The 23,522-nt window shown below is 59.1% G+C and carries 13 protein-coding genes and 6 pseudogenes; 6 read left to right on the forward strand and 13 right to left on the reverse strand.

Annotation, left to right across the window (positions count from 1 at the left end):
• Positions 1-36 precede the first annotated feature (36 nt).
• From FFR93_RS37005 to FFR93_RS37030, 5 genes and pseudogenes are all read right to left on the reverse strand, one after another.
• Positions 37-578, reverse strand: a pseudogene (locus FFR93_RS37005) (IS21 family transposase); the annotation flags it as partial.
• Positions 579-888: 310 nt separating this feature from the next.
• Positions 889-1,160, reverse strand: a pseudogene (locus FFR93_RS37015) (DDE-type integrase/transposase/recombinase); the annotation flags it as partial.
• Positions 1,161-1,170: 10 nt separating this feature from the next.
• Positions 1,171-1,359: a hypothetical protein gene (locus tag FFR93_RS37020; RefSeq protein WP_138396830.1), complete on the reverse strand. Its 189-nt coding sequence runs from the start codon at positions 1,357-1,359 to the stop codon at positions 1,171-1,173.
• A 760-nt stretch (positions 1,360-2,119) separates the two neighbouring features.
• Positions 2,120-3,349, reverse strand: coding sequence for a replication initiator protein A (locus FFR93_RS37025; protein ID WP_138396831.1), 1,230 nt, complete (start codon positions 3,347-3,349; stop codon positions 2,120-2,122).
• Between the two features lie 102 nt (positions 3,350-3,451).
• A complete protein-coding gene (locus FFR93_RS37030; RefSeq protein ID WP_138396832.1) occupies positions 3,452-4,495 on the reverse strand; it encodes a LacI family DNA-binding transcriptional regulator in 1,044 nt (347 codons plus the stop codon).
• 297 nt (positions 4,496-4,792) lie between these two features.
• Here FFR93_RS37030 and FFR93_RS37035 point away from each other — a divergent pair.
• Positions 4,793-7,527, forward strand: a pseudogene (locus FFR93_RS37035) (insulinase family protein).
• Between the two features lie 152 nt (positions 7,528-7,679).
• On the opposite strand, the pseudogene FFR93_RS37040 reads toward FFR93_RS37035, so the two are convergent.
• A pseudogene (locus FFR93_RS37040) lies at positions 7,680-8,627 on the reverse strand (IS481 family transposase).
• Between the two features lie 299 nt (positions 8,628-8,926).
• Here FFR93_RS37040 and FFR93_RS37045 point away from each other — a divergent pair.
• A pseudogene (locus tag FFR93_RS37045) lies at positions 8,927-9,191 on the forward strand (transposase); the annotation flags it as partial.
• Between the two features lie 2 nt (positions 9,192-9,193).
• Here the strand turns inward: FFR93_RS37045 and FFR93_RS37050 are convergent.
• Entirely contained in the window at positions 9,194-11,158 is a 1,965-nt protein-coding gene (locus FFR93_RS37050; RefSeq protein ID WP_246661397.1) for a beta-eliminating lyase-related protein, read from the reverse strand.
• Between FFR93_RS37050 and FFR93_RS41740 the strand changes: the two genes are divergently transcribed.
• From FFR93_RS41740 to FFR93_RS37070, 4 genes are all read left to right on the forward strand, one after another.
• Complete coding sequence (locus tag FFR93_RS41740; RefSeq protein WP_246661398.1) at positions 11,123-11,683, forward strand: hypothetical protein; 561 nt, start codon at positions 11,123-11,125, stop codon at positions 11,681-11,683. The two genes, FFR93_RS37050 and FFR93_RS41740, sit on opposite strands and share 36 nt — an antisense overlap.
• A 46-nt stretch (positions 11,684-11,729) precedes the next feature.
• Complete coding sequence (locus FFR93_RS41745) at positions 11,730-12,089, forward strand: hypothetical protein (protein WP_138396833.1); 360 nt, start codon at positions 11,730-11,732, stop codon at positions 12,087-12,089.
• A 1,452-nt stretch (positions 12,090-13,541) separates the two neighbouring features.
• Complete coding sequence (locus tag FFR93_RS37065; protein ID WP_138396834.1) at positions 13,542-14,789, forward strand: Glu/Leu/Phe/Val dehydrogenase; 1,248 nt, start codon at positions 13,542-13,544, stop codon at positions 14,787-14,789.
• Between the two features lie 183 nt (positions 14,790-14,972).
• Positions 14,973-16,829: an ABC transporter ATP-binding protein gene (locus FFR93_RS37070; RefSeq protein ID WP_138396835.1), complete on the forward strand. Its 1,857-nt coding sequence runs from the start codon at positions 14,973-14,975 to the stop codon at positions 16,827-16,829.
• A gap of 249 nt (positions 16,830-17,078) precedes the next feature.
• Here the strand turns inward: FFR93_RS37070 and FFR93_RS37075 are convergent.
• The 6 genes and pseudogenes from FFR93_RS37075 to FFR93_RS37100 all read right to left on the reverse strand — a co-directional run.
• Positions 17,079-17,287 (reverse strand): annotated as a pseudogene (locus FFR93_RS37075) (IS30 family transposase); the annotation flags it as partial.
• Positions 17,288-17,409: 122 nt separating this feature from the next.
• Positions 17,410-18,597 carry a serine hydrolase gene (locus tag FFR93_RS37080; RefSeq protein ID WP_138396836.1) on the reverse strand — a complete coding sequence of 396 codons (1,188 nt, stop codon included), beginning with the start codon at positions 18,595-18,597 and terminating at the stop codon, positions 17,410-17,412.
• A 28-nt stretch (positions 18,598-18,625) separates the two neighbouring features.
• A complete protein-coding gene (locus FFR93_RS37085; protein WP_138396837.1) occupies positions 18,626-19,555 on the reverse strand; it encodes a MurR/RpiR family transcriptional regulator in 930 nt (309 codons plus the stop codon).
• Between the two features lie 12 nt (positions 19,556-19,567).
• Positions 19,568-21,019: an amidase gene (locus FFR93_RS37090; RefSeq protein ID WP_138396838.1), complete on the reverse strand. Its 1,452-nt coding sequence runs from the start codon at positions 21,017-21,019 to the stop codon at positions 19,568-19,570.
• Positions 21,009-22,673, reverse strand: coding sequence for an ABC transporter ATP-binding protein (locus FFR93_RS37095; protein ID WP_138396839.1), 1,665 nt, complete (start codon positions 22,671-22,673; stop codon positions 21,009-21,011). Before FFR93_RS37095 ends, FFR93_RS37090 begins: the two co-directional genes overlap by 11 nt.
• Entirely contained in the window at positions 22,670-23,521 is an 852-nt protein-coding gene (locus FFR93_RS37100; protein WP_138396840.1) for an ABC transporter permease, read from the reverse strand. Before FFR93_RS37100 ends, FFR93_RS37095 begins: the two co-directional genes overlap by 4 nt.
• Position 23,522: the final 1 nt, after the last annotated feature.

The following is a 23,522-nucleotide window of genomic DNA, read 5'->3' on the forward strand; positions in this document are numbered from 1 at the left end:
TTGTAGCTGATGGTCGATGAGGTCATCTCAACCGAATTATCCGCCACCCGTTAAGTTGCCGACAACGTGACATCGCCAGGTCAGCGCCTGTGGTGTGTCGATATCGGGACCATCAGTGGTTTTGCCGTCGATCAGTCGATGCAGTAGGTTCAGCACATGCGTTTTGGTTGCCACGCCGCATCCAGGGCCAGTTCCACAGCGCGGAGGAAGACCTGTTCGTCATGATGGAGGACGAGAGCAAGGATATCGGCCATCTCACGATCACCGCCGGGGCGGCGAAGCATCTGGTCCTGCAACCGCCGAAACGCCAACGATAATTCCAGGAAGGGCGCACCATTGCGCAAGGCACCGGGCTTGCGCTGGATGACGGCAAGGCAATGCCGCCAGTAAATCGTTCGCGGTGGTTTGTCGTGACTGCGCTCGATCACCCGCGTCTGTTCGTAGAGGATATTGCCCTCGGCCGCAACGACCAGCCGCTTGGGATAGATCCGCAGGCTGACGGGCCGGTTCGCAAAAGACGCAGGCACGCTGTAGCGGTTCCGCTCGAAGGTGATCAGGCAGGTGGGGGGGACGCGCTTTGGTCAACGCCGACAGTGCACAAAATTCGCAGACGGCAACCCTTGCAATACAGTCATTGCAAGCAACCTATAACTTGTTTGCCAAGCAAAAAGTCGACGCCTGATTGGTAGGGCGACAGGAGTGGGCCTTATGGCCTACTCCTGCTACAGCGAAAAATGCTCCAGTTGAGATGGATCAAGGTAGGAACTAAAGTTATCAGCGGATTGATGCAGCGATAGCTGGCCGGGACGGCTGTCAGGCTGCGGCGACACACGCGATTTTGTTCCAGATTTGCATGGCGGCGTTACGCAGGTCTCGATGTTGAGCCAATCACAGCGTATTGCGGGGAAAGTGGAACAGGTTGGCAATCGGATCATCGATGGAAACGAACCGCTGAAGCTGGCGTGCCGACTTGAAGCGTTTCATGGTCCTTTCGCGTCGCCGGGTCGGCTGGTGCGAATTTCCGCTCGATTATTGAGGCCTTTGTGCAACCGGTGCTCGACACCGGGCATGAGGTCGCGCGTGGCGGCATCAAAGGACCGGAGCTTGTCGGTGATCATGACCCGTGGTGTCGGCCCTTGAGCCTTCAGCAACTTGGGTAAAGACCAATATTTAGGCGGATTTGCGAGCGAACTGCGCGCGGCGCTCCTCGGCTGGCTGGTCCTTGGTCAGGGCGAGGATTTTGCGCATGCGCGGGCTGAGCACCATACGTTCGACAGCACTGATCTTTTCGGCACGCGCCTGGGTAAGGCGGCCGGTCTTTGCGTCGCGGGTCAGCTGGGGTGTATTGCTCGTGCTCATGAATCAGAACCTCTCAGGACCTCATGGCGGCCGGCAAAAGAATTCCGCTTGGCAATACCTGACTGGCGTGATTCACTGTGGCTACGGTAGGCTGGGAAGCCGATGACCGTAAAGGGTAGATGCCACCATGGAAACGTGGTGGCATTCGCCGTTCAGGCGCCCTTTAAACGCGTTTTGCGTCCCCAGCCGACCTACCCCTCGTTTCCTCTGCAAAACCTACCCAACCGCCCTTCGCTAACCCTTTGGCAAGTATCCTCTGTCTGGGGGCAGACGGCCCCCAGGGTTGCTTCATTTTTGGCGTCGGCTAAATACGGAGCTTCGACAAATCTGGTTCTCTTGCACTGCTAACGCCCTTTTTAAAAATCCGAAAAATTTAAAAAATGTCAGCGTCAGCGTTTTCTCTGGGTTTTGATAGTTTTAAAAGAAAAGTTTCATCCTAGTTTTAGGGGAAAAAAAGCTTCCCATATCAGTAGCTTATAAGGCGATTTGGAATTGAAGTACGGTTTTGACGGAACGATGTACGGGAGTTGACGGAATGATGTACGGCGCCGACAGAACGAAGTACGGTTATCGTGGACCGAAGTACGGTGGACTTCGACATATCCACAGCCACCGGGGATAACTCCTCAACATCGTGCCCCAGCCATTTTTGTCCAAAAGAGGCGGATTGAAGTACGGTTTTGTGACAAATATCGCCTGCGAATCGCGCGCTGATATTTTTGTCAAAAATGGGCGGATCGAAGTACGTCGCTTGCCAAAATTAGGCGATCGCTGCGAGATCCTTCTCCGCGGGAAGGCTCTTGTTGCGCTTGCGCATGTGCAAGATCTGATCGTGACCGCGATCCTCAAGGTTGAGGTCATAGTCAGGTAGCGGGGTAGTCTTGGCCGTCTCGACGATCTCCTCAATCGTCTGGCGAAATTTCCGCATCGGAGCCTTCGCACCGCTACGCTTGTGCAGTTCCTTCAAGGAATAAAAGGCCGTGGTGTCGCCGGCAGCCCTACGGGCAAGGCGGTAAATGAAACGGGTGATCGGCCGTGACAGCAGGAAGTAGTCGGGATTGAGCGTCAGGATGGTCGGCTTTCCATCAGGCCGCACAACCCCTTCATAGACCCACCCCGGGATATCAATCTCGACCTGGTCTATCCGATCCCGGTTGGTGCGGCTGACGACCTTGTAGCGCCCGATCAGCGGGAAGGATTCGGTTGAGCGGCGGTACCAGCCTCGACGATCACCTTTAAGATTGGTGATGCGGATATTCGTTGCCTGCAGGCGCGCTAACGCACGCTCCAGATCCTCGTATTGCTTACCACCAAGCTCACGCCGGCAGAACTTGAGGATTTCGGCTGCAGCTGGGCGGTACACCTGGGGCGGAATGCTCGGCTTGAGGCCCTTGGCCTCGTCGATGCGGAAGCGCCGTGTGGCTTCCGCCAGATGCGAGGTCATGTTGATGACGATGTCGTAATCGTAAGCCGTTGCCAGCCCGACCTCCGCACCTCCTTCGACGGTGATGATGGAGTCTTTCAGCTCGTAGCGAATAACCCCTGCCCCGCCGGATTTGGACAGCGCAAAAGGTGCAATGTCCATGAGATTGAAGTCGTCCTTGAGCGGCACGTCGTGAACAGACGGCACGAAAAACATCCGCTGGGCGTCACCGATCGGTGCCGGACGCGAAAACGCAGCGCTACGGCGAGCTGCTGGCAGCTCGTGTTTGAGGAGGGTTAGAACCTCGTCGCTGCGAATACCGTCAGCCAAGCTCTCGAAGGCGCGGCGGAGCGGTCCGCCCATTTCGTTGAGGCGAAGGTCAGCCATGGAGCGACGGCTGTAGTAGCGGCGCAAACGCGCTAGCGCGTCCTTGTCCAATTCGGGCGGATCCTCACCCCGCACGGCCATGATTAGACCGGCGACTTCCTGCAGGTAAGCGTTCTTGTCGTGCAATGACAGCTCGGCGAACGCTTTGCGGGATCTGAGGTTGAGTTTCTTGGAGGCCATGCAGCAGTCTAACTTGGATGAAACAACGTGACATCGACCTCCAGCCGGTACCGAGGGACGACCGTGGTGAAAGCTTACCGCGAGACTTGAACGACCCGCCGACTATGCAGGCAAGTTCTCGGCAAAAATGACGTCAAATGGCAGGGTCCGGTTTGGCGCGGCCGGCCGTATGCCTATGATGGAGGAAACCATCTCGTCAATGACCGCACGCGCAAATGCCTCGATTGGTAAGCAGAGGAAACAACTGATAACGCCGTCAATCAGCGCGGGTCGCGTCGCGTCAGTCAGATCGTTGCAAACGACGACCGGCCGCTGGCCGCTACTATGAGCTCGAATTGCCTGAACAATCCCGTCCTGTCCGCCACCCGCATCGTATATGGCAGCGAGATCGGCGTGTCTATCAAGGAGGCTCGTTGTGACTTCACGAGCCACCTCTGGATCGTCGAAATTGACAATTGTTTCAAGCAACCGGGCCTCTTCTCCTATTTCACGGAAATAGGATCGAAACCCCATCTCACTGAGATCTTGCCCCAGGTATCTATGACTTCCCACGAGTGTGGCAATTTTGCCTTTGGCTCCGGCCATCTTGGAGATGATGAAAGCGCCGGTGCGGCCGACCTTGCGGCTATCTAAACCGATATACCCGGTGACCCCGCTCGCTGAAATTCCCGACAGCAAAGTGAAGACGGGCTTCTTTCGGAGATTGAGTTCATCAACGGCTAACACGACCAGCGGATGGTCGATCGCTACGAACGCGACCGCGTCCGTCCTCGATCCGACCTCCAGGATTTTCTTCCTCAGCGACTCCGCGGCGATGTCATCCACGAAAACGATGTCGGGCTTTCCCTTAACGTCAAGCCTGGATGAAAGCTCTTTTCTAAGGCCAGTAGCGACATTCTGATAGAATGGATCCGTCCCCTTCTGAAGTACGAAGCCAAGTCGGACGTTCCTTACGTTCCTTGCGTTCGTCCGGTGTCTTATGAGGGGCAGCGCATGATAGCCGATAGCTTCGGCCGCCTCTCTGACGCGATCGGCCGTTTCCTTTCTCACAGGGGCTCTGCCGTTGAGAACCCTATCGACCGTTGCCACGCCAACGTCCGCACGCCTTGCGACGTCGGCCGCTGTCGGTCTTGATTTTGCCGCCATTTTTCACCTCTTCGTCAGTAAACCCGGTCGGCACTAGGATTTCGCAATCTCGTGGAATTAGCAAGCCGCATTCGTGATGAAATCATCATGGGATTCCGCAAGATCATGATGAGTTTGATAGATAGTGTCATACTCGCGTTGAGCTGCGGGTAAGTCTCGCGTATATGCTCGTCTTCACAAGAGAAGCAGCATGACGATGCATTTGCTAGGCCTCAACAACCACATCGTTGATGCGATCAACCATGTCGAATAGCCGATCAACGCCATTTCCCCCTTCATCTCAACGCCAGGATAAAAATGTCTCACAAAAGCGATCTCCAAGCCGACCCCGATGTCCATTTCGGGACGCTGGCCAATGGAATGCGGTTTGCGATCATGCGCAATGTCACGCCGCCCGGACAGGTATCGGTCCGTTTTCGTATCAGCTCCGGCTCGCTCCAGGAAAACGACGACCAGCAGGGCCTGGCGCATTTTCTCGAGCACATGGCCTTCAAGGGTTCGACGAATGTCGCTGAAGGGGAGATGATCCGTATCCTGCAGCGCAAGGGCCTGGCCTTTGGGCGGGACATCAACGGCCACACCTATTATGACGAGACTGTCTATTTCCTCAATCTGCCCCAGGGCGATGCCGACACGATTTCGACGGGCCTGATGCTGATGCGCGAGACGGCGAGCGAGCTGACCCTCGATGCCGGCGCCTTCGATCGCGAACGCGGCGTCATTCTGTCGGAAGAGCGGTTGCGCGACACGCCGCAGTATCGCGCGGCTCTCGAAATCATGAATTCGCTGCTCGCCGGCAAGCGCGCGACCATGCGGGCGCCGATCGGTAAAGCCGACATCATCAGCAATGCGCCTGTGGCCCTCGTCCGTGATTATTACCGGGCCAATTACCGACCCGATCGGGCAACGCTGATCGTGGTGGGTGATATCGACCCCGCCGCCATGGAAACGGAAATCCGGCAGCGCTTCGGCGATTGGAAGGCCGTCGATCCGGCGCCGACGAAACCGGATCTCGGCACGCTGGTGACGAAAGGCAAAAGCGCCGACCTCATCGTTGTTCCCGGCGGCATGACGAGCGTACAGGTCGCCTGGACGCGTCTCTATGACGCGGCGCCTGACACCTTCGCCAAGCGCCGTATCAAGCTTATCGAAGATCTCGGCCTGATGGTGCTCCAGCGTCGCCTGAGCACCATTGCCAGCAAGGCGGATGCCCCATTCATCAGTGCGATCGCCGGCTCCCGGGATCTCCTTCATTCCGCTCATGTCGTCCAGATCGAGGCAGAATCCGAGACCGACAAATGGCAGGCGGCGCTGACGACCATTGACCAGGAACAGCGGCGCATCCAGGAGTTCGGCGTTGGGCAGGCTGAACTTGATCGCGAAATTCTTGGATACCGCTCCTTCCTCCAGGCTGCCGCGGCCGGAGCCGCGACGCGCACGACCACCGACATCGCCTCGGCGCTGGCTGGCAGCGTCGATGACAATCAAGTCTTCACCTCGCCTGCCGAAGACCTCTCGCTGTTCGAGACGATGACGAACGGCGTCAGGGCGGTCGAAGTCAATCAGGCCCTGCAGCGTGCTTTCTCCGGCAACGGTCCGCAGGTCGTGCTACAGACGGCCCAATCACCTGAGGGCGGAGCCGACGCGGTTCGGCAAGTCTACGATGCGTCAATGCCGTTGCCGTCTCGGCACCATCCGGTGCGGCCGATGTCGCCTGGCCCTACACCCATTTCGGCGAACCGGGTGCCGTGGTCGAAGGCCGTACGGTCGAGGATCTGGGTTTGACCATGGTACGCTTTTCCAACGGCGTGCGCCTTACCGTCAAGCCGACCAAACTGCGCGCCAATGAAGTGCTGGTGCGCGAAGATATCGGCCGCGGCCGGCTGGGCCTGCCGAAAGACCGCTCCGCCCCGATCTGGGCATCTCGGGCCGTCGCGTGGTCCGGCGTGAAGGCCATGGATTACCAGGATATCCAGAAAGCACTGACGGCGACCATCGTCAGCATCGACTTCTCGGTCGGCGACAGTTCCTTCAGGTTCAACGGTCGCACGCGGACGGAATATCTTGCGACGCAATTGCAGCTGATGGCGGCATACACTTCCGATCCCGCATACCGCCCAGAGGCATTCAAGCGGGTGCAGCAGGTCTATTTGAGCGGCCTCGGTCAGGATCAGGCGACCCCCGACGGCGTTGTCAGTCGTAATTTCGCAGGTCTCGTGCATTCGGGCGATCCGCGCTGGACCTTCCCTGATCGCGCGCAGTTGTCCGCCGCCAAGCCAGACGAATTCGAGGCGCTGTTCCGGCCTATGGTTTCCAATGGCCCCATCGACATCACCATCGTCGGCGACGTAACAGTGGACGACGCGATCCGGCTGACGGCTGAAACCTTTGGCGCTTTGCCGCCGCGCCCGGAGACGGCGTCAAGCAACGATCGGGACGACGTGCATTTTCCGGCGACGACCGAGAAGCCCGTTTTGCAGACCCATAGCGGCGGGGCGGATATTGCAGCCGCTGCCTTCGCAGTTCCGATTGGCGATTTGCTTTCCGACCTGCCACGGTCCTTCACCGCCAATATTGCCACCCAGATTTTCCAAAACAGGTTGATCGACCAGTTTCGCATTGCAGAAGGAGCAAGTTATGCCCTGCAGGGCGATGCTGACCTGTCAAGTGGAGTCCCTGGCTACGGCTACGCCTATTTCTACGTCGAGACAGACCCGGCAAAGGTCGCGCGCTTCTACGCACTCGTCGACGAGATCGCCAACGACCTGTGGTCGCATGATGTCTCTCCGGATGAGCTTGCGCGCGCCCGGGAACCCATCGTCGAGACACTGAAGCATCGGCAGCAGAGCAACGAATATTGGATCGCATATCTGCACCACGCCCAGACGGACTCGCGTCGTTTGGACCGGATACGCGATAGTCTCAGCGGCTACGGCAAGGTCACCGCCGGGGATATCCGCGCGTTTGCAGCGACCTATTTGAGCCCGGAAAAATTCTGGAAATTCGAAGTGCTGCCGGCGACGGTAAGATAGCGAGGCGGGGCGCGATAGGAGCGGCGCGCATGTTCATTTCCGAGCGAACAGCCCCGCCGTCTCCAGCACGCAACTGAGCAGGCCAAAAGAGATTGGCAGCCCCTGATGTCCGACCATCTGGAATCGCCAGTCCAGCCGCAGGTAATTAGGATCTAGCTGTTTAGTCCCGGCATTTGATGGATAGGATCGATGCTGAATCGATCTGGCTCGGAAGTCCACCTTTTGCAGATGAACTCGTAAGGGGTGAGGCCCTTTAGTGTCTTGAGCCTGCGCCCAAAATTGTAGGCGTCGATGAAGTCGGCGAGATGCTACTTGTGCGTGATCGTCGTAGTGGAAGCGCTTGACAGTAGCTTCCTTGGTCGTCCGGTTCATCCACTCGACCTGCCCATTGGTCCATGGGTGCTTAACCTTTGTCAGGCGATGCTCGATCTCGTATTCCTCACAGACTCGGTCGAAAATGTGCTGGAAAGCACTTTTTTGGTCACAGGCTCGGTTGGTGAACTGGATGCCATTATCGGTCAGGATAGTATGGATGGTGTAGGGTACCGCCGCGATCAGGTTGCGCAGGAACTGGGCGGCATTCATCTTGCCAGCTTTGGCATAGAGCTCAGCGAAGGCAAACTTGGAAGTGCGGTCAATCGCCACGAAGAGATAGAGCTTGCCCTCGGGCGTCTGCACCTCGGCAATATCGACGTGGAAATAGCCGATCGGATAAATTTTGAACTTCTTCTTCGGCTCCTTGTCGCCTCCAACCTCCGGCAGACGTGAAATGCCGTGGCGTTGCAAGCACCTGTGCAACGACGAACGCGTCAGATGCGGGATCGTCGGCTGAAGAGCGTAGAGGCAGTCATCAAGAGGCAGCAACGTATGCCTGCGAAAGGCGACGACGACGGCTTCTTCTTCAAGGGAGAGGATTGTCGAATGCGGGTCCTTCGGGCCTGTCGGAAGATCGGCCAATGACGTCCGTCTCTTCCATTTGGCTATCGTCTTCTGATTTACCCATACCGCTTTGAAAGCGCTCTCAGGCTCTCTTCACTATTTTGTATTGCTCGACGGATTGCCTCTGTCGTTGTGGCGCTCCCGTGCAGAACCTGGCCCATAGTGCCTCCCTCCATTCTGAGGAAAATAATGCACCATCAAATGCCGGGACTAAACATCTAGCACCACGCCCTGGGAGTACGTCATGCCAAGCTGATAGCTGCTTGTTGGGTGCAAGTCCAATCCGGCCAAAGCCATAGCGGGCAAGCCGGGACCGAGTCTTGCGGGCGTCGCGACAACGCGGGGTCTGAAGTGTAGACAGGAGCCATGCGGGGTGCGGGAATGAGGGTAGTGTGCGGAAGGTTCTGCAATTTCACTGAGAGGGCGGTCATGGCAGGTTGTTGATGTTCAACGTCACCTGATTCCCTGGAAGGAACGCTACCATGACCAGACTGAAGATAAGACTGCTGTTGCCGCCGTCAAAGATATTCTGCTTTCGAATCCCGATGGGCTGCACGAGGTGCTGCGCGCGGTGATGCAGGAGGTCCTTGAAGCCGAGATGGACGAGGCTTTAGCAGCCCGCGAAAGGCGAACGAACGCCCGAACGGCTCGGCTACCGCTCCGGCCATTACGGCCGCACGCTGATGACGCGGGTGGGTAAATTGCGGCTCAGGGTGCCGCAGGACGCTCACGACGTGCCTCCATGCTCGGCGGCGGATTTTCGCTCGTCCAGAATTCTGCTGAGCGTTTCCTCCGTGAAAACCCGCAAACCGATTTCATGGTCGAAGCCGTGTATTTCGCGAACATCGAGCGCGCGCAGGTATTTGAGGGTCGGAATGTCGATCACCTGGCCCGGCTCGAGAATGGGCGAGCCCGGCGGATAAGGGTCAACGAGAATCGCAGAGACCACTACGCGGCCTCCGGAAATGGCGCGTTCGGCGTCGGCGGGGTGGAGATATTCGCAGTTGACATCTTCCATGGCCAGGTTGTTCGCCAAGCCTATGTCGCCGTCTCCGGTCTCCATATGCGCGCAGAACGCCGGATGGAAAGCTGAAAAGTATGGCAGGGGCTGTGTCAGCGTCAGCGAGCGAACTTTATCGTCGTGAATGCGCTGCTCAATTTGGGAGAAATTGCGCATCTTTTCTTCGCAGTCGAGCGCGAACTTCCGCAGCACCTGAATGAGATTGTCAACGTCGGAGCGCGTGGTGCCGAAAGTGGTCATGGTCAACACGGTATTGCGCGTGGTCTTGTTAATTTGGATATCGAACTTATCCATCAAGCGCTTCTTGAACGTGTCGCCACTTAAGCCCGTCCCGCTGATTTCCAGCGTGATGCGCGACGGGTCGAGGACGAATTCGTCCGTCCGAACGGCCGTCTCGAAATTGCTCCAGCCGGTCTTCTCGTCGAAATAGGTTTCCGCGTTCGACTCGCGATATTCCGGCGGTACGAGATCGTCAGGGCCGAGGACCCGGAAATACTTCTTAAGTAGCGGATCGCCTGAAACTTGCTTGCGCAGTCTCATGCCGAGTTCCAGCTGGCGCTGGACGAGCCTGTAACCTTCCAGGTCAGCCTGCCTCCGGGCGACGTCCAGCGACGCAAGGATTTGGTAGTTTGGTGAGGTCGAGGTATGTGTGAAATGGGCATTGGTGAAGGCGGTCTTATTGAAGTCCTGATCCCAGATGTGAATCATTGACCCCTGCCGCAGCGCCGTCTGCGTCTTGTGCGTCGATTGGGTCGCATACACTCGCACCCGCGCCTTCGAAGGATCCGCGAGGAGCCGCGTGCTCAGGACTCTTTCGTCATCCGCCCAGGCTTCAGCACCGAATTCGGCGCTGAAGGCCTCATAGCCGGCGGCGTAGTCAGGGTCCTGAAACATCGCTTCAAGCTCGGCGGCGGTTCCCATCGCCGTGCGCCCCCGGTACGTCGGATGAAAGTACGCGAAGGCGAACCAAGCCTCATCCCACGCGAAGACGAGATGCGGCGCGATCGCCAGGCATTCCATCATCACGCGCTTGGGGTCACAGATGATGCCATCGAAGGTGCAGTTGGTGAGCATAATCAGACGAACGCGATCGAGCTCGCCGGCTCGCCTGTAGGCGAGAAGCTCTCGCTTGAGTTCCCGCAGGGGCACTGCGCCATAAGTGGAATAATCGTTCAGCGGATAGGCATTCAGAAAGCGTACCCGCGCGCGCGCCAGCATCAGCCCGAAATGGTTTGATATGTGACAGTTGCGGTCGACCAGCACCACGTCGCCCGGCCTGACATGCGTCTGTACCACGATCTTGTTAGCCGTCGTAGTGCCGTTGGTGACAAAGACGGTGCGCTTGGCCCCATAGGCGCGCGCAGCCTTTTCCTGCGCAAACTTCAGTGGGCCTCGTGGCTCGAGCAGGGAATCCAGGCCGCCCGAGGTGGCGGAGGTCTCCGCCAGAAACAGGTTCTTGCCATAGAACTGCTCAAAATCATCGATCCATTTCGAATTCTTGAGAGATTTCGCGCGGGAAATCCCCAGGGCATGGAAGTTGCTTATCGGCCGTCCGGCGTGATCCATTACGGCATTGAACCAGGGCGCCTCGTAGCGCTGCTCGATGCCGCGCATGATCGCGCGAAGGAGTTCGTCTTGGTCCTCGCCGCGACGGAAGACGCGCTTGAACATTTCGCCCGTGCGCTCGGCGACGTCTTCGACACAAGAGTCGGCGACGAAATAGAGGTCGACCTCTGGCCGAAGCTTCGCAATGTGGGTGCCGAGCAGCGGGCCGCGGTTGGACTCCGGAGTGGCCTCGAAAAGGACGTCCAGCTCGTCGAGAATCGAATGCAACGTGTTCAGATGACAATCCGGCGAGCGGAAGGCAAAGCCGTCATGGATAACCACGGCTTGGAGGATAGGATTGACACGCAATGCGTTCAGAGCATCCTCGGATGTCTGGACGAAGACAGTGTCAAAGGCGAAATCGCCGATCCCGCTTTTGCGCTTCAGCCAGCGGCGTCGGGCCTTCTCCTCGGAGGACGACAACTTGCCGACAAACAGCACTTCGGAATAGCGCTGACGGTGGGCCAGGCTGGCGATCTTCTTTCGAAACCCCCGAGCCAGGAGATGCGCCCTGACCAGCTCCAGTCTCTGTATCATCACCTTCAGCTTGGCGAAGGCGCGTGCACCGGGATAACCCAAGTAGGCCTCTAATGGAGACAGAGTCTCGATAGCGCGAGTCACCTGCTGAGAAGTTGTAATGAAATCGGAATGGTCGGCGGAGATAGTCGAAAGCCGCCCCAGATTGTCTTCCAATGATTTCCAATTGTCAGAGCGGAGTTCCGAAATACCGAGACAATTATTTATCGAGATTTCAGGGGTAAGTGCTGCCATCGTTATTCTCCTAGCTCTAGTCGCAGCTGCCGTGTGGATTCCGCCACATCAGACGCGACTGGTTCCGTCGCAGCCCGAGAACAATTTTCAGCTGATTGATGGGGCAGAACGGAAATATGTGCTGCCGCAGACGTTTAGCGGGGGCGTCATGGAGCCGACAAAGGCGACGACAATGTCGCACACATGTCGTGAGGCTCTTGAAGACCCAGCAGATGCCGAGCTCTGATGCAGATGGAGCAGGAGGCCATTCCAAATCTCCTCGCTATGTAAGTCGATTGCTGGAGGGTCAGCCTCCTTCCGATGCCGGTCAGACCGGGGCCGTGTCGCCGTCAATTGTCTGCGTCCCGACGAAGAAGAAACCAGGCGTCCGAAGCCCGGCACTTGTTTGATACAGACCACGATTTGCATAGGCGTTTAAGCTCCCAATCGGATTTGGGCTTTAGGGACCCGGCTTACTCTGAGCACTACTCGTGCCAATCAGATTGCGCCGGTAAGCCTTCGAGATTGCACATGTTTCGTTGTCGTTATGCGGAGGGGTTTTGTAGGGTTGCCGACATGTCGTGTCGCAATCCGCCCCGATCACCACCGCGAACGGAGGGCGGTTCGATAGGCTTCAGGTCGGATAAGTCCGTGATAGCTGCGCCACGAGCCGGAAGATTTCAACGCCGAATAATACGCCGGGAGATAGCAAGGGGACTGACGTTCTGGTGCGGTGGGCGTGTATCGAGATTCGGTTTACCATTGATAATCTGACTAGCGACACCGTATGCGCGATCAGAAGCACAGCGATCGAGAAAATAACGCTGCGGGCGCCTAGTGAGGTTGGACAAGCGGTTTAGCTGATGCAGGATCATTGCCAGAAGCGTGGAGAAACCCTTGGAAATATCAATCGAAAGCCGTCCATAGACGCTGCTGCAGCGCATCGAGCTCTTGGCTTTTCTCCGTCTCAATCGTTTACATCAACGCCGTTCTGATCGGTTGACCAAACGAACAAACCGAAGCCAGCTTGTGGTCCGTCAGACGCATGACAACGATTTGCGACCTTGTCGTCACCTTTGTCAGATCAGCGACAAAGGCTACCTCCTCGATCTTGCGCCTTTTTCCGCCCACATAACTGGAATCTCAGCGAATTGTTGTTCGTCATCTCAATCGGCCTGCTTGGCACGAATCTTGAGAGCTATTGCGAGGCAGCGGAACGGCCTCCGCATCCGCATTGCTTCGAACACATGAAGGAACGCCAAGCATGGCAGCTCTGCGTCAGATCGCATTCTATGGAAAGGCCGGAATTGGCAAGTCCACTACGTCCCAAAACACGCTAGCGGCCGATAGCCTCGGTCCAACGAAGGATAGAGCACAAAGGACGCCAAAACCAATGGGCTGCGGGGCATATCTTCGGCCGTTAAACAATCTCGGAAGCAGTGTTGCGGCCTACCGAGCGCAGCAGACACCCGCTGTCGCAAAGCTGACAAAGCTGTCGCACTTGGACCCCTGGCGAAAGCGGATTGGTCTGAAATCCCCAAGGTAATCAGCGCGCCATCGGCCTGGCACGACGAGTGCTAGGAGACACCAAGAAAGGAAGACACCAATGGATCCCCTTCTTGAAAATATTTTCCAGTCCCTTTTGGAAGCAGAGAGGAACCGGGATCTTGATCCCGACATTCGCCAAAGGAATGCGCCAATGGCCACCCTTTTTGACAATACCCTAAAGCGCCTCATTGAAGCAGCCGAGCACCTGGATCTTGATCCAGGTTTTCTCGAAAAGCTGAAAAACGCGCTCGAGATGACGCAGGCGCGCCTGCCGATCCGAATGGACGATGGCTCGACCAAGTCCTTTTTGGCCTTCCGCTGCCGCTATGACGATAGCCTCGGTCCAACGAAGGGCGGCATCCGCTTCCATCAGCAAGTGAACGGCGATGAAGTGATGGCGCTTGCACTAATGATGACCTCGAAGTGTGCCGTGATGGACCTGCCTTTTGGCGGCGCCAAGGGAGGAGTGATGGTTGATCCTCACAGCCTCTCCAACATGGAGCATGAACGCCTCTCCCGCGCCTACGTCCGGGCTTTCGCTCATGTCATTGGCCCAGACCGAGACATCCCAGCGCCAGATGTCGGTACTAATGAAAAGACCATGGCGTGGATGATGGACGAATACAGCACCATTGTCGGCAAGAGGACACCGGCGGTAATTACCGGCAAGCCGGTCGCCCTTGGCGGCTCGCTCGGCCGCGATGATGCGACGGCACGCGGAGCCTATAACATCATACAACATAAAGCCCGCACTCTCGGATTGAAGCGTGGAGCGCGGGTGGCGATCCAGGGCTTTGGCAACGCCGGCATGCACATGGCGCAGTTGGTGGCCGCGGACGGATACAAGATCGTGGCGGTCTCGGACTCGAAGGGTGCGGTCCATGCCCCGGCTGGTTTCGACATCGGCGAACTGCTTGCCGCCAAACGCTGCGGAAGGGTCATTAATATGGCAGGTTCGGCTGGGGTCTCCGAGATTCCTGGCGACGAGCTCCTCGCGGTCGATTGCGAGGTCCTCGTCCTGGCAGCCCTGGAGAATATGGTTCACAAGGGCAACGCGGAAAGCATAACGGCCCGCCTTATCGTCGAGCTCGCCAACGGCCCGGTCACCCCGGAGGCCGATGAGGTCCTCAAGGCCATGAACGTCGTAATCCTACCGGATATCCTCGCGAACGCTGGTGGCGTTACGGTTTCTTACTTCGAATGGGTCCAGAACCGCGAGGGCGATCGATGGACCCTCGACCAGGTGCTTGCGCGACTGAAGACGGCAATGGAAAGGGAAGCTGACGCCGTTTGGGCATATGCGCGCGAGAAGAACATCACCCTGCGCACCGCCGCCTACGTTCTTGCCCTCTCGCGGATTGCCGCAGCTATGGAGGCCCTCGGGACGGACAAGTTTTAAGGACTGAGGTGAGACCGCTAGCACTGCATCTCCAGCGCCATCTGGCACAACGCCTCAAGGTCTTCTCAGGTAAAGACGGCAGCTTGTGTGGCTGCCGTCAATAGAGAAACGGCTCAAAACCTGGAGGAAATGTCGTGACGACGATGGGAAAAATCAACTGAGAGCAACCCCTTGGAGCAATCAATGTTTGGCTGGTTCGAACAGCGCCTCAATCCCTTTCCGAGCGAGGAGCCCGTCGCCCCTCCTAAAGGTCTCTTTGCTTTTTGCTGGCACTACAGCAAACTGGCTGCGCCTTGGCTCGGCTTGATAGCCGTGCTGACGGCGCTGATCGCGATCGGCGAAGTGGCGCTCTTCCAGTTCCTCGGCGACATCGTCGACTGGCTGACCAATGCCGACCGCCCCACCTTCCTGCAGACGGAAGGCCACAAGCTCTTCTGGATGGCGGCGCTGGTGCTGGTCGGCCTGCCGCTGACGGCCGGGCTCGAGTCTTTCATCATGCACCAGATGATGCTCGGCAATTATCAGATGAGCGCGCGCTGGCAGATGCACCGCTTCCTGCTGCGCCACAGCATGTCGTTCTTCGCCAACGAGGCGGCCGGGTGCGTCGGGACCAAGGTGATGCAGACCTCGATTGCGGTACGCGAAACGGTAATCAGGATCCTCGATGTCTTCGTCTATGTCGTCACCTACTTCCTGACGATGATCGTCGTGATTGCGGCAGCCGACTGGCGGCTGATGATCCCGATCCTCGTCTGGCTGGCCGTCTATGTCAGCATCGTTGCCTATTTCGTGCCGCGGCTTCGCAAAATATCAGCCCAGCAGGCGGATGCGCGCTCGATGATGACGGGGCGCGTGGTCGACAGCTATACGAATATCGCGACGGTCAAGCTGTTTTCGCATGCGGGCCGCGAGGAGGTCTACGCCAAGGAAAGCATGGACGAGTTCCTGCAGATTGTGCACAAGCAGTTGCGCAAGGTGGCGCTTTTCCACATCTGCGTCTACATGAACAATTGTGTTGCGCTCTTCGTCATCTCGGGCCAATCGATCTGGTTCTGGCTGAACGGAGCGATCTCGGTCGGCGCCATCGCCATCGCCATCGGTCTTGCCATGCGCTTCAACTTCATGTCGCAATGGATCATGCGGGAAGTCACGGCGCTGTTCGAGAATATCGGCACGGTCTATGACGGCATGGAGATGATGAGCAAACAGCATGACATCATCGACAAGCCGGGCGCACCCACCCTGACGGCGAAGAAGGGCGCGATCCACTACGACCGCATCCGCTTCCACTACGGCAAGAGCAAGGGCGTCATCGACAACCTGTCGCTCGACATCAAGGCGGGGGAGAAGGTCGGTCTGGTCGGCCGTTCCGGCGCCGGCAAGACGACGCTGATGAACCTGCTGCTGCGCTTCTATGATTTGGAGGCCGGCCGCATCACCATCGACGGGCAGAATATCGCCGGCGTCTCCCAGGAAAGCCTGCGCTCGCTGATCGGCGTGGTGACGCAGGACACCTCGCTGCTGCATCGCTCGATCCGTGACAATATCGCCTATGGTCGCCCCGAAGCAACGGACGACGAGGTGATCGAGGCCGCCAAACGCGCCAATGCCTGGGAGTTCATCGAAGGCCTCGTCGACATCCAGGGCCGCGCGGGGCTCGACGCGCAGGTCGGCGAACGCGGCGCCAAGCTCTCCGGCGGCCAGCGGCAGCGCATCGCGATCGCCCGAATCTTCCTGAAGGACGCGCCGATCCTGGTGCTCGACGAGGCAACCTCGGCACTCGATTCGGAAGTCGAGGCGGCGATCCAGAAAAACCTCTTCACCCTGATGGAGGGCAAGACGGTGATCGCCATCGCCCACCGGCTGTCGACGCTGACGGAGATGGACCGTCTGATCGTACTCGACAAGGGGCGGATCATCGAGGCCGGCTCGCACGGCGAGTTGATCGAGGCTGGCGGCATCTATGCCGACCTCTGGGACCGCCAGTCCGGCGGCTCCCTCTCCAATCACCCCGAGGAAGCGGAAGTGGCGGCGGAATAGGAAGAAATGAGGCCCTCCCCACGGAAGCGGGGAGGGTCTCTTGAATTCTTGCCGGACGGTGCTGAAGGCCGGCAGCGGTTACCTCATTTCATAAGCTACCGGCTGGATCGATCACGCCGTGATGTTCGATAAAGTGCTCCGTCTGGCCCATCCAAGTGGAACTAGCCTCTGCGACGATTGCGTCGCGCGACAGGAAGGGCGCCGGCAACGCAGCGTCAATTTCAGCAGCCTGTTAAGTCGTCCATCATGGAATCGGATGACCCGTTCGACCAGCGACGTCACGGTGGCCTTTCCGAACTTCTTGCGGAACTGCATCAGATCGCATTCCCGATACCCGAACTGCTTGCGTGCGGCGACCACATCGGGGTTCAGAATGTTGACCTCCCGGCTAAAAACCCGGACATGTCGGCCCCTGACGTACCGGGCCGACGTCCGGCACTATGTTCCGGCAGATGTCGCACTCCGGCATCTCACGACCCTCGAAGGTATTGCGGCGCAGCTCACGGAGAATGGTTGAGCGATATCGGTGCAGCTTCTTGGCGATCACGTCAATCTGAACAAGAGAATAGCCCGATTGCGACTACGACAGCGCTTCTCTTACAGCCCTCACCGCCGTCAGCGCTGTCCGCGTCCGCGTCGTGCTGACGAATTCCGGCCAACTCGACAAGACTATCGCCGCGAAGTCCGCCCCCGGGTCGATATAAATCAGTTGCCCGAATACCCCGCGGGCCATATACACGCCGCGTGCGGTATCTTCGATCCAGAACTGGTTGTGATACGCGCCGGCGGGCAGAACCTCTTGATAGATGCCACCGAAGAGCCTCGGATCAGCATCGAACCGTGTCCCGGCAATCCACTCGGTCGGCACGATGCGCCGGCCGTCGATCTCGCCGCCGCGAAGATGCAGCAGGGCGAGACGCGCATAGTCGCGAAGAGTCGCATTGAACCCGCCATCACCCAAAGCATAGCCGGCAGCGTCCACGGTAAAATAGGCGTCTTCCTCCGCCCCCATCGGCGCCCACAATTCACGGCTGACGAGTTCTGCAAGCGGGGTAGCGGCGGCACGCTGTAGAACGAAGGACAGTACATCCGTCTCGATCGATCGATAGCGGAAGGAGGTACCGTGCGGGCACTCCAGATCCTTCAAAGACAGCATCAGGTCCCAGACATTCGTATGCCAGTTCGGGTTGACAAGCGTCTTCCATCCACTGGCGACATCCAACTGCGCCATGTGGGAATCGAGCGCAGTATAGGTCTCGTCGAAGGCCACGCCGCTTGTCATGTCGAGCACGTGCTGCACGGTCGCGCCGTTGTAGGCCGTCGCCGCCAGCTCGGGGAGATAGTGCGTCAGAGACGCGGTCGGGTCGACCATCCCGCGGCCGATCAAGATACCTGCAAGGGTGCCGACGACCGACTTGGCGACCGATTGCGACAGGTGCTGGGTATACGGTGTCATACCGTTCAGGTAACGCTCGGCGACGATCTTGCCGCCATGAAGCACCAGGAAGCCATTGGCATAGCTCGTCTCGAGGAAGCTGCCAATGGTATAAGCCTGCTCTTCCACCTCGAAGGGGATGACCTCGATATCCCGAAGATCGGCCGGCAACACGCTTGCCGGACCCGCTCCGCGCCAGACCTGCGTTGTCGGCAGTATTTCCCGGACATGCTGGAAGGTCCAGCGATTCCAGGGCGCGCGGTCCCAGTCTTGGTTTGGAATGCGAATATTGCAGGGTAAAGTCGGATCACGGAATGGCGAAATACTGGTCATTCATGCTCTCATTTGCGGTTGAAATGGATCAATCGTTGCGGCGGAGATAGCTGCCTCCGACGAACTCCCCGAAGAGGGTGCCCATGTCGCTCATCTTGGCGAAGTTACGCTTAGCCTTCGGCCCTAGTTTGGTGGCAACGGCGTCGATGAGCAGATTGAGTACGACACTGAGGCTTGCCGTAGAATCCCAGAAGGTTTTCACATGCGTATGCGCCTCGAAGACGAAGCGCGTATAGGCAAAAGCCCAGTGGCTGAACTTGTCGGTGACGATGACCAGCGGCATGTCCATCGACTTCAACTTCTCCACCAGCTTGATGCCGCGGGTCGCATACGAGGCCGTGTCAACGAGGACGACGGCGCTCTGCTTGGGATCTGCATTGATGATCTCGCCAAACGTGCCCGAGGCGTTGTCGATGAAAATCACGTTGGAGCGCGCCCAGAGCAGGCGGCTGGCGAAATCCATGGCCAGCCCCTTCGAGGCCTGGAAGCCGACGACATAGATGGTGCGCGCCTTCACGAGCAGGCTTGCGGCCTCGTCCCACACGTCCGTGGTAGTCAAGACGTAGGCCTTCACGACAGCGTCGAGCTCCAGCCGCAGGCTTTCCTGCAGCATCTGCTGTCGGCCTTCGCGCATTTGAAAACGAGCCATGTAATCGTCGACCTCGCTGTCCTTGTCCGCGACCGCGACGCGCAACCGCTTCTTGAGGTCGCGCAGGTTCTCGAAACCGAGGCCACGAACGAACCGCGTGACGGTCATTTCGCTGACGCCGACCGCCTCAGCTATGCTGCTGCCGGTCTCGAAGGGCAATATTTGAATATTATCCAAGATATAAGCCGCAAGGCTTTGCTCCGAGGGCGAGAAACCGGACATGCGGTCGCGCAGGATCGCATCGATGTCTATTTTCTGCTCAACGTCGCTCGATCCGTTAGCATCCTTGCCGCTTCGTGCTTTCACCACAGTGACAGACTCCTAGAAATTGCCGGCGTGAATGGCTGGACGCCCCTGCCCCCAGACGCCGGGAGCGCTGTCCACTTCTTCCTCGATTTGCAGCGCCGCCGCAAGCAGCAGATCCTCACGTCCAAAACGGGCGACAAGCTGAATCCCGATAGGTAGACCATCCCGGCTGCTTCCAAGCGGTAGGGAGATCGCGGGCTGTCGCGTCGCATTGAACAACGCAGTATAAGTCTCCTTCGGCGCAAGATCATTGAATACGCCTTCCGCATCGATGCCCGCTCGATCGGGATCGAACGTGCCGATCGGTTCCGGCAGCATTGCGCTGGTCGGTGTCAGCAAAAGATCATATCCGGCAAGGAAGCGCCCAACCTGCCGCGTCACCCGATCATAGACGGCAAGCGCGTCGATAAGCTGTGCACCGCTGATGCCGAGCCCCCATCGATAAAGAGCATATACGCTCGTGCCAAGCGCTTCCTCGAGCAAGCGATTCATATGCCGCGCCATCGCCGGCATATGTGCGGCGGCGTCGGCGGCCCAGATGACCTTCTGCGCCTGGAGGAAGGCCGGATAATCAAAATCCGGCGAGGCCTCTTCGACATGGTGGCCAAGGGATGAAAGCCGCTCCGCCGCCGATGTTGTCGCGGTGACAACCTCCGGGTCGATCTGCACACCGGACCATGAGCGCGTGCACAGGGCGATGCGCAGCCCCTGCGGCCGGTGCTTGATGGCGTCGAGATAGGTGACCACTGGCGGCGCGATCTCATAGCCGTCGCCGGCTTCCGGGCCATGGCACAGGTCGAGCAGGGCTGCGGTATCGCGGACTGAGCGCGTGAGCATGAAGGCCGTTGCCAGGCCCAGAAGCGGGGCATTCCCATTCGGCGCGCCGGTAACCCGCCCGCGTGAAGGTTTCAGACCGATCAAGCCGCAGAACGCGGCCGGATTGCGAATTGATCCACCCCCGTCACTGCCCTGTGCAAAAGGCACGATGCCTGCGGCGACGGCCGCCGCCGCGCCGCCGCTGGAACCCGCGACGCCGCGCTCTGGGTTCCAAGGATTGCGCGTTGCGCCATAAAGGGGCGATTCCGTCGCCGCTGGCACGCCGAATTCGGAACTTGTCGTGCGGCCGACATTGTTCAGGCCACCGGCGCGCAACCGTGTCCAGTAGACGGAGTCATGGCCGGCGCGGAAACCTCGCGCGAGACGGCTGCCGAACTCGGCCGGGCGGCCCGCCTCGATCGGGAAGTCCTTGGTGAGGGTGGCAATGCCGCAGAAGGGGGTGGCGGACGCCGCCTCCGGCAGGGTCTCGAGCGCGTCCGGATACAGTTCGATGACGGCGTTCAGCGCCGGGTTCACAGCCGCGACGGCCTGTTCGACGCACCGGCCGAGCTCCTTCGGAGTGACCTCGCCTTTCGCCAGCAGCCGGGCGAGGCCGGTTCCATCATGGGCTGCATATTCATCAAGGCGCATGGATTACTACCGCTTGTGAAAGGGAAATTGTCCGGACCGACGGCAGCCGGGCCAGCGAACCGACCAGCGCCTGCGTATAAGGATCCTGCGGTCTGGACAGAACCTGCTGCGCCGCGCCCTGCTCGACGACACGCCCGGCCTTGAAGACGTAGACGCGCTGACAAAGGCTGCTCACCACGGCGAGATCGTGCGAGATGTAGAGCAGCGTCAGCGAGCGCTCACGCTGGAGCCGCACGAGCAATTCCAGGATCTGCGCCTGTGTCGTGACATCGAGCGCCGAGGTGATTTCGTCGGCGATGAGAAGCTGCGGTTTCAGCGCCAACGCTCGTGCAAGGCCGACGCGCTGACATTGGCCGCCGGAAAGCTGCTGTGGCTTGCGATCGCGCAGGCTGCTCGGCAATTCCACCATATCCAGCAAGACGTCGGCCTCTTTCCGCGCCGTCTTTCGGTCCGCGATGCCATGCCGCCAGATCGGCTCGGCGACGGCCTCGGCAATGGTCAGGCGCGGATTGAGTGAATCGTACGGGTTCTGGAACACCATCTGCACACGGCGACGGAACGCCGTCAGCGCCTCCCCCCCGAGTGCGCCGACATCCTGCCCGTCTAGGCGGATCGCACCGCCGCTCGGCGTGTTCAGGCGAATTATCGACCGGGCGAGCGTGCTCTTGCCGGAGCCGCTTTCGCCTACGATACCAACGGTTTCGCCGGTATTGATCATAAGATCTATGCCGTCGATGGCCCGGAAGGAATTGTCGGTTCCGAAGCCGCTGAGCAGGCCGTGTCCGGCGGGGAAGGTCACCGAAAGATTTTCGATGCTGAGCAGCGGCATTGCCCGATCCGGACCGCTCGCAGTGCCATAGCTCTTGCGGCCTGGCTGGGATTCGATCAGCAGTCTTGTATAGGGATGGCGCGGCCGGTTGATGACGTCGTCGATCGGCCCCTGTTCCACCACCTCGCCATTGCGCATGACCACCACACGCGAGCAGATATCCGCGACGACGCCGAGATCGTGCGAAATGAGGATCATCGCCAGCCCATTCTTGCGATTGAGCTCCTTGAGCAGTTCCAGGATGCGGGCCTGCACCGTGACGTCGAGAGCGGTCGTCGGCTCGTCGGCGATCAGCAGCTTCGGCTGGCAGCCGATCGCGGCGGCGATCATCGCCCGTTGTTTCATGCCGCCGGAAAACTCGTGCGGATAGGACCGTGCGCGCTTTTCCGGCTCGTGTATACCCACATCCTCCAGCAGGTTAATCGCGCGTTGTAGGCCTTCGCGCATGCCGATCCCGAGGTGCCGGATCATCGGCGCCGCGACCTGCGGGCCGATGCGGCGCAATGGATCGAGATGCGATGCCGGGTTCTGGAAGATCATACCGATGTCGCGGCCGCGAATGGCACACAGCTCGTCCTCGCCAAGCGTCAGCAGGTCGCGTCCGTCGAGCCTAACCGTGCCGTCGGCGCGTGCCTTAGCCGACAGCAGCCGCATCAGGGCGCGGCAGGTCACGGATTTGCCCGAACCGCTTTCGCCAACGATGCCGAGGATTTCTCCCGGCTGGAGCGTGAACGATACGTTCTTCACCGCCGCGAAACCACCGAAGCTGACGCACAGATCCTTGACTTCAAGCAGCGGCGGCTTGCCCGTTTCCCCCCCGCTCATGCCGTAACTCCCATCCGCTGTATCTGCCCCAGTCCATCGCCGAGCAGAGCAAAACCGAGGCCGAGCGAAATGGCGGCCAATCCCGGAAACAGGCAGATCCACCAGGCTTGCTCCACGAAAGCCTGACCGTCGGCGATCATCACGCCCCATTCGGCGAGCGGCGGCTGCGCGCCCATGCCGAGGAAGCCGAAGCTTGCGCCGGCGAGCATGACGAGCACCGCGTCGCTGGCTGCATAGGCGATGACCGGTCCGATGGCGTTGGGGAGCACATGATGGCTGAGTATGGTGGCCGGAGAATAGCCGAGGCATTTGGCCGCCTGGATATACTCGCTTTCGCGGATCGTCAGGACCTGCGCCCGCACCAAACGCGCATAGCTGACCCAGCCAACGAGGGTCAGCGCCAGGATGAAGTTGACGAGCCCCGGCCCGAGCACGCCGACAATGGCCAGCACCAGAACAAAAAAGGGGAACGCGACGGTGAGGTCATAGATGCGCATGAACACGGTATCGACCGCACCCCCGAAATAGCCGCTCAACAGCCCGATCGTCGTGCCGATCAGGAGGGGCGGAAGCACCCCGGCCACACACAGCAGCAGATCGACCCGGCTTGCGAAAAGAACCCGCGAGAAGACGTCGCGACCGACTTGGTCCGTGCCGAACAAATGGGCGGCACTCGGCGGCGAAAGCATATTCATGATGTCAATAGCATTGGGATCATAGGGCGCGATCGCGGAGGCGGCTAGCGCCATCACAAGCCATCCACCAAGAATGACGACTGCAATCAGGATGGTAGGGGTAATGCTGCCGACGGGTGGCGCGGTTTGCACAAGAATAGGGCTGTCAGCCATG

This window comes from Rhizobium sp. MHM7A, from assembly GCF_005862215.1.
GTDB lineage: Bacteria > Pseudomonadota > Alphaproteobacteria > Rhizobiales > Rhizobiaceae > Rhizobium > Rhizobium bangladeshense.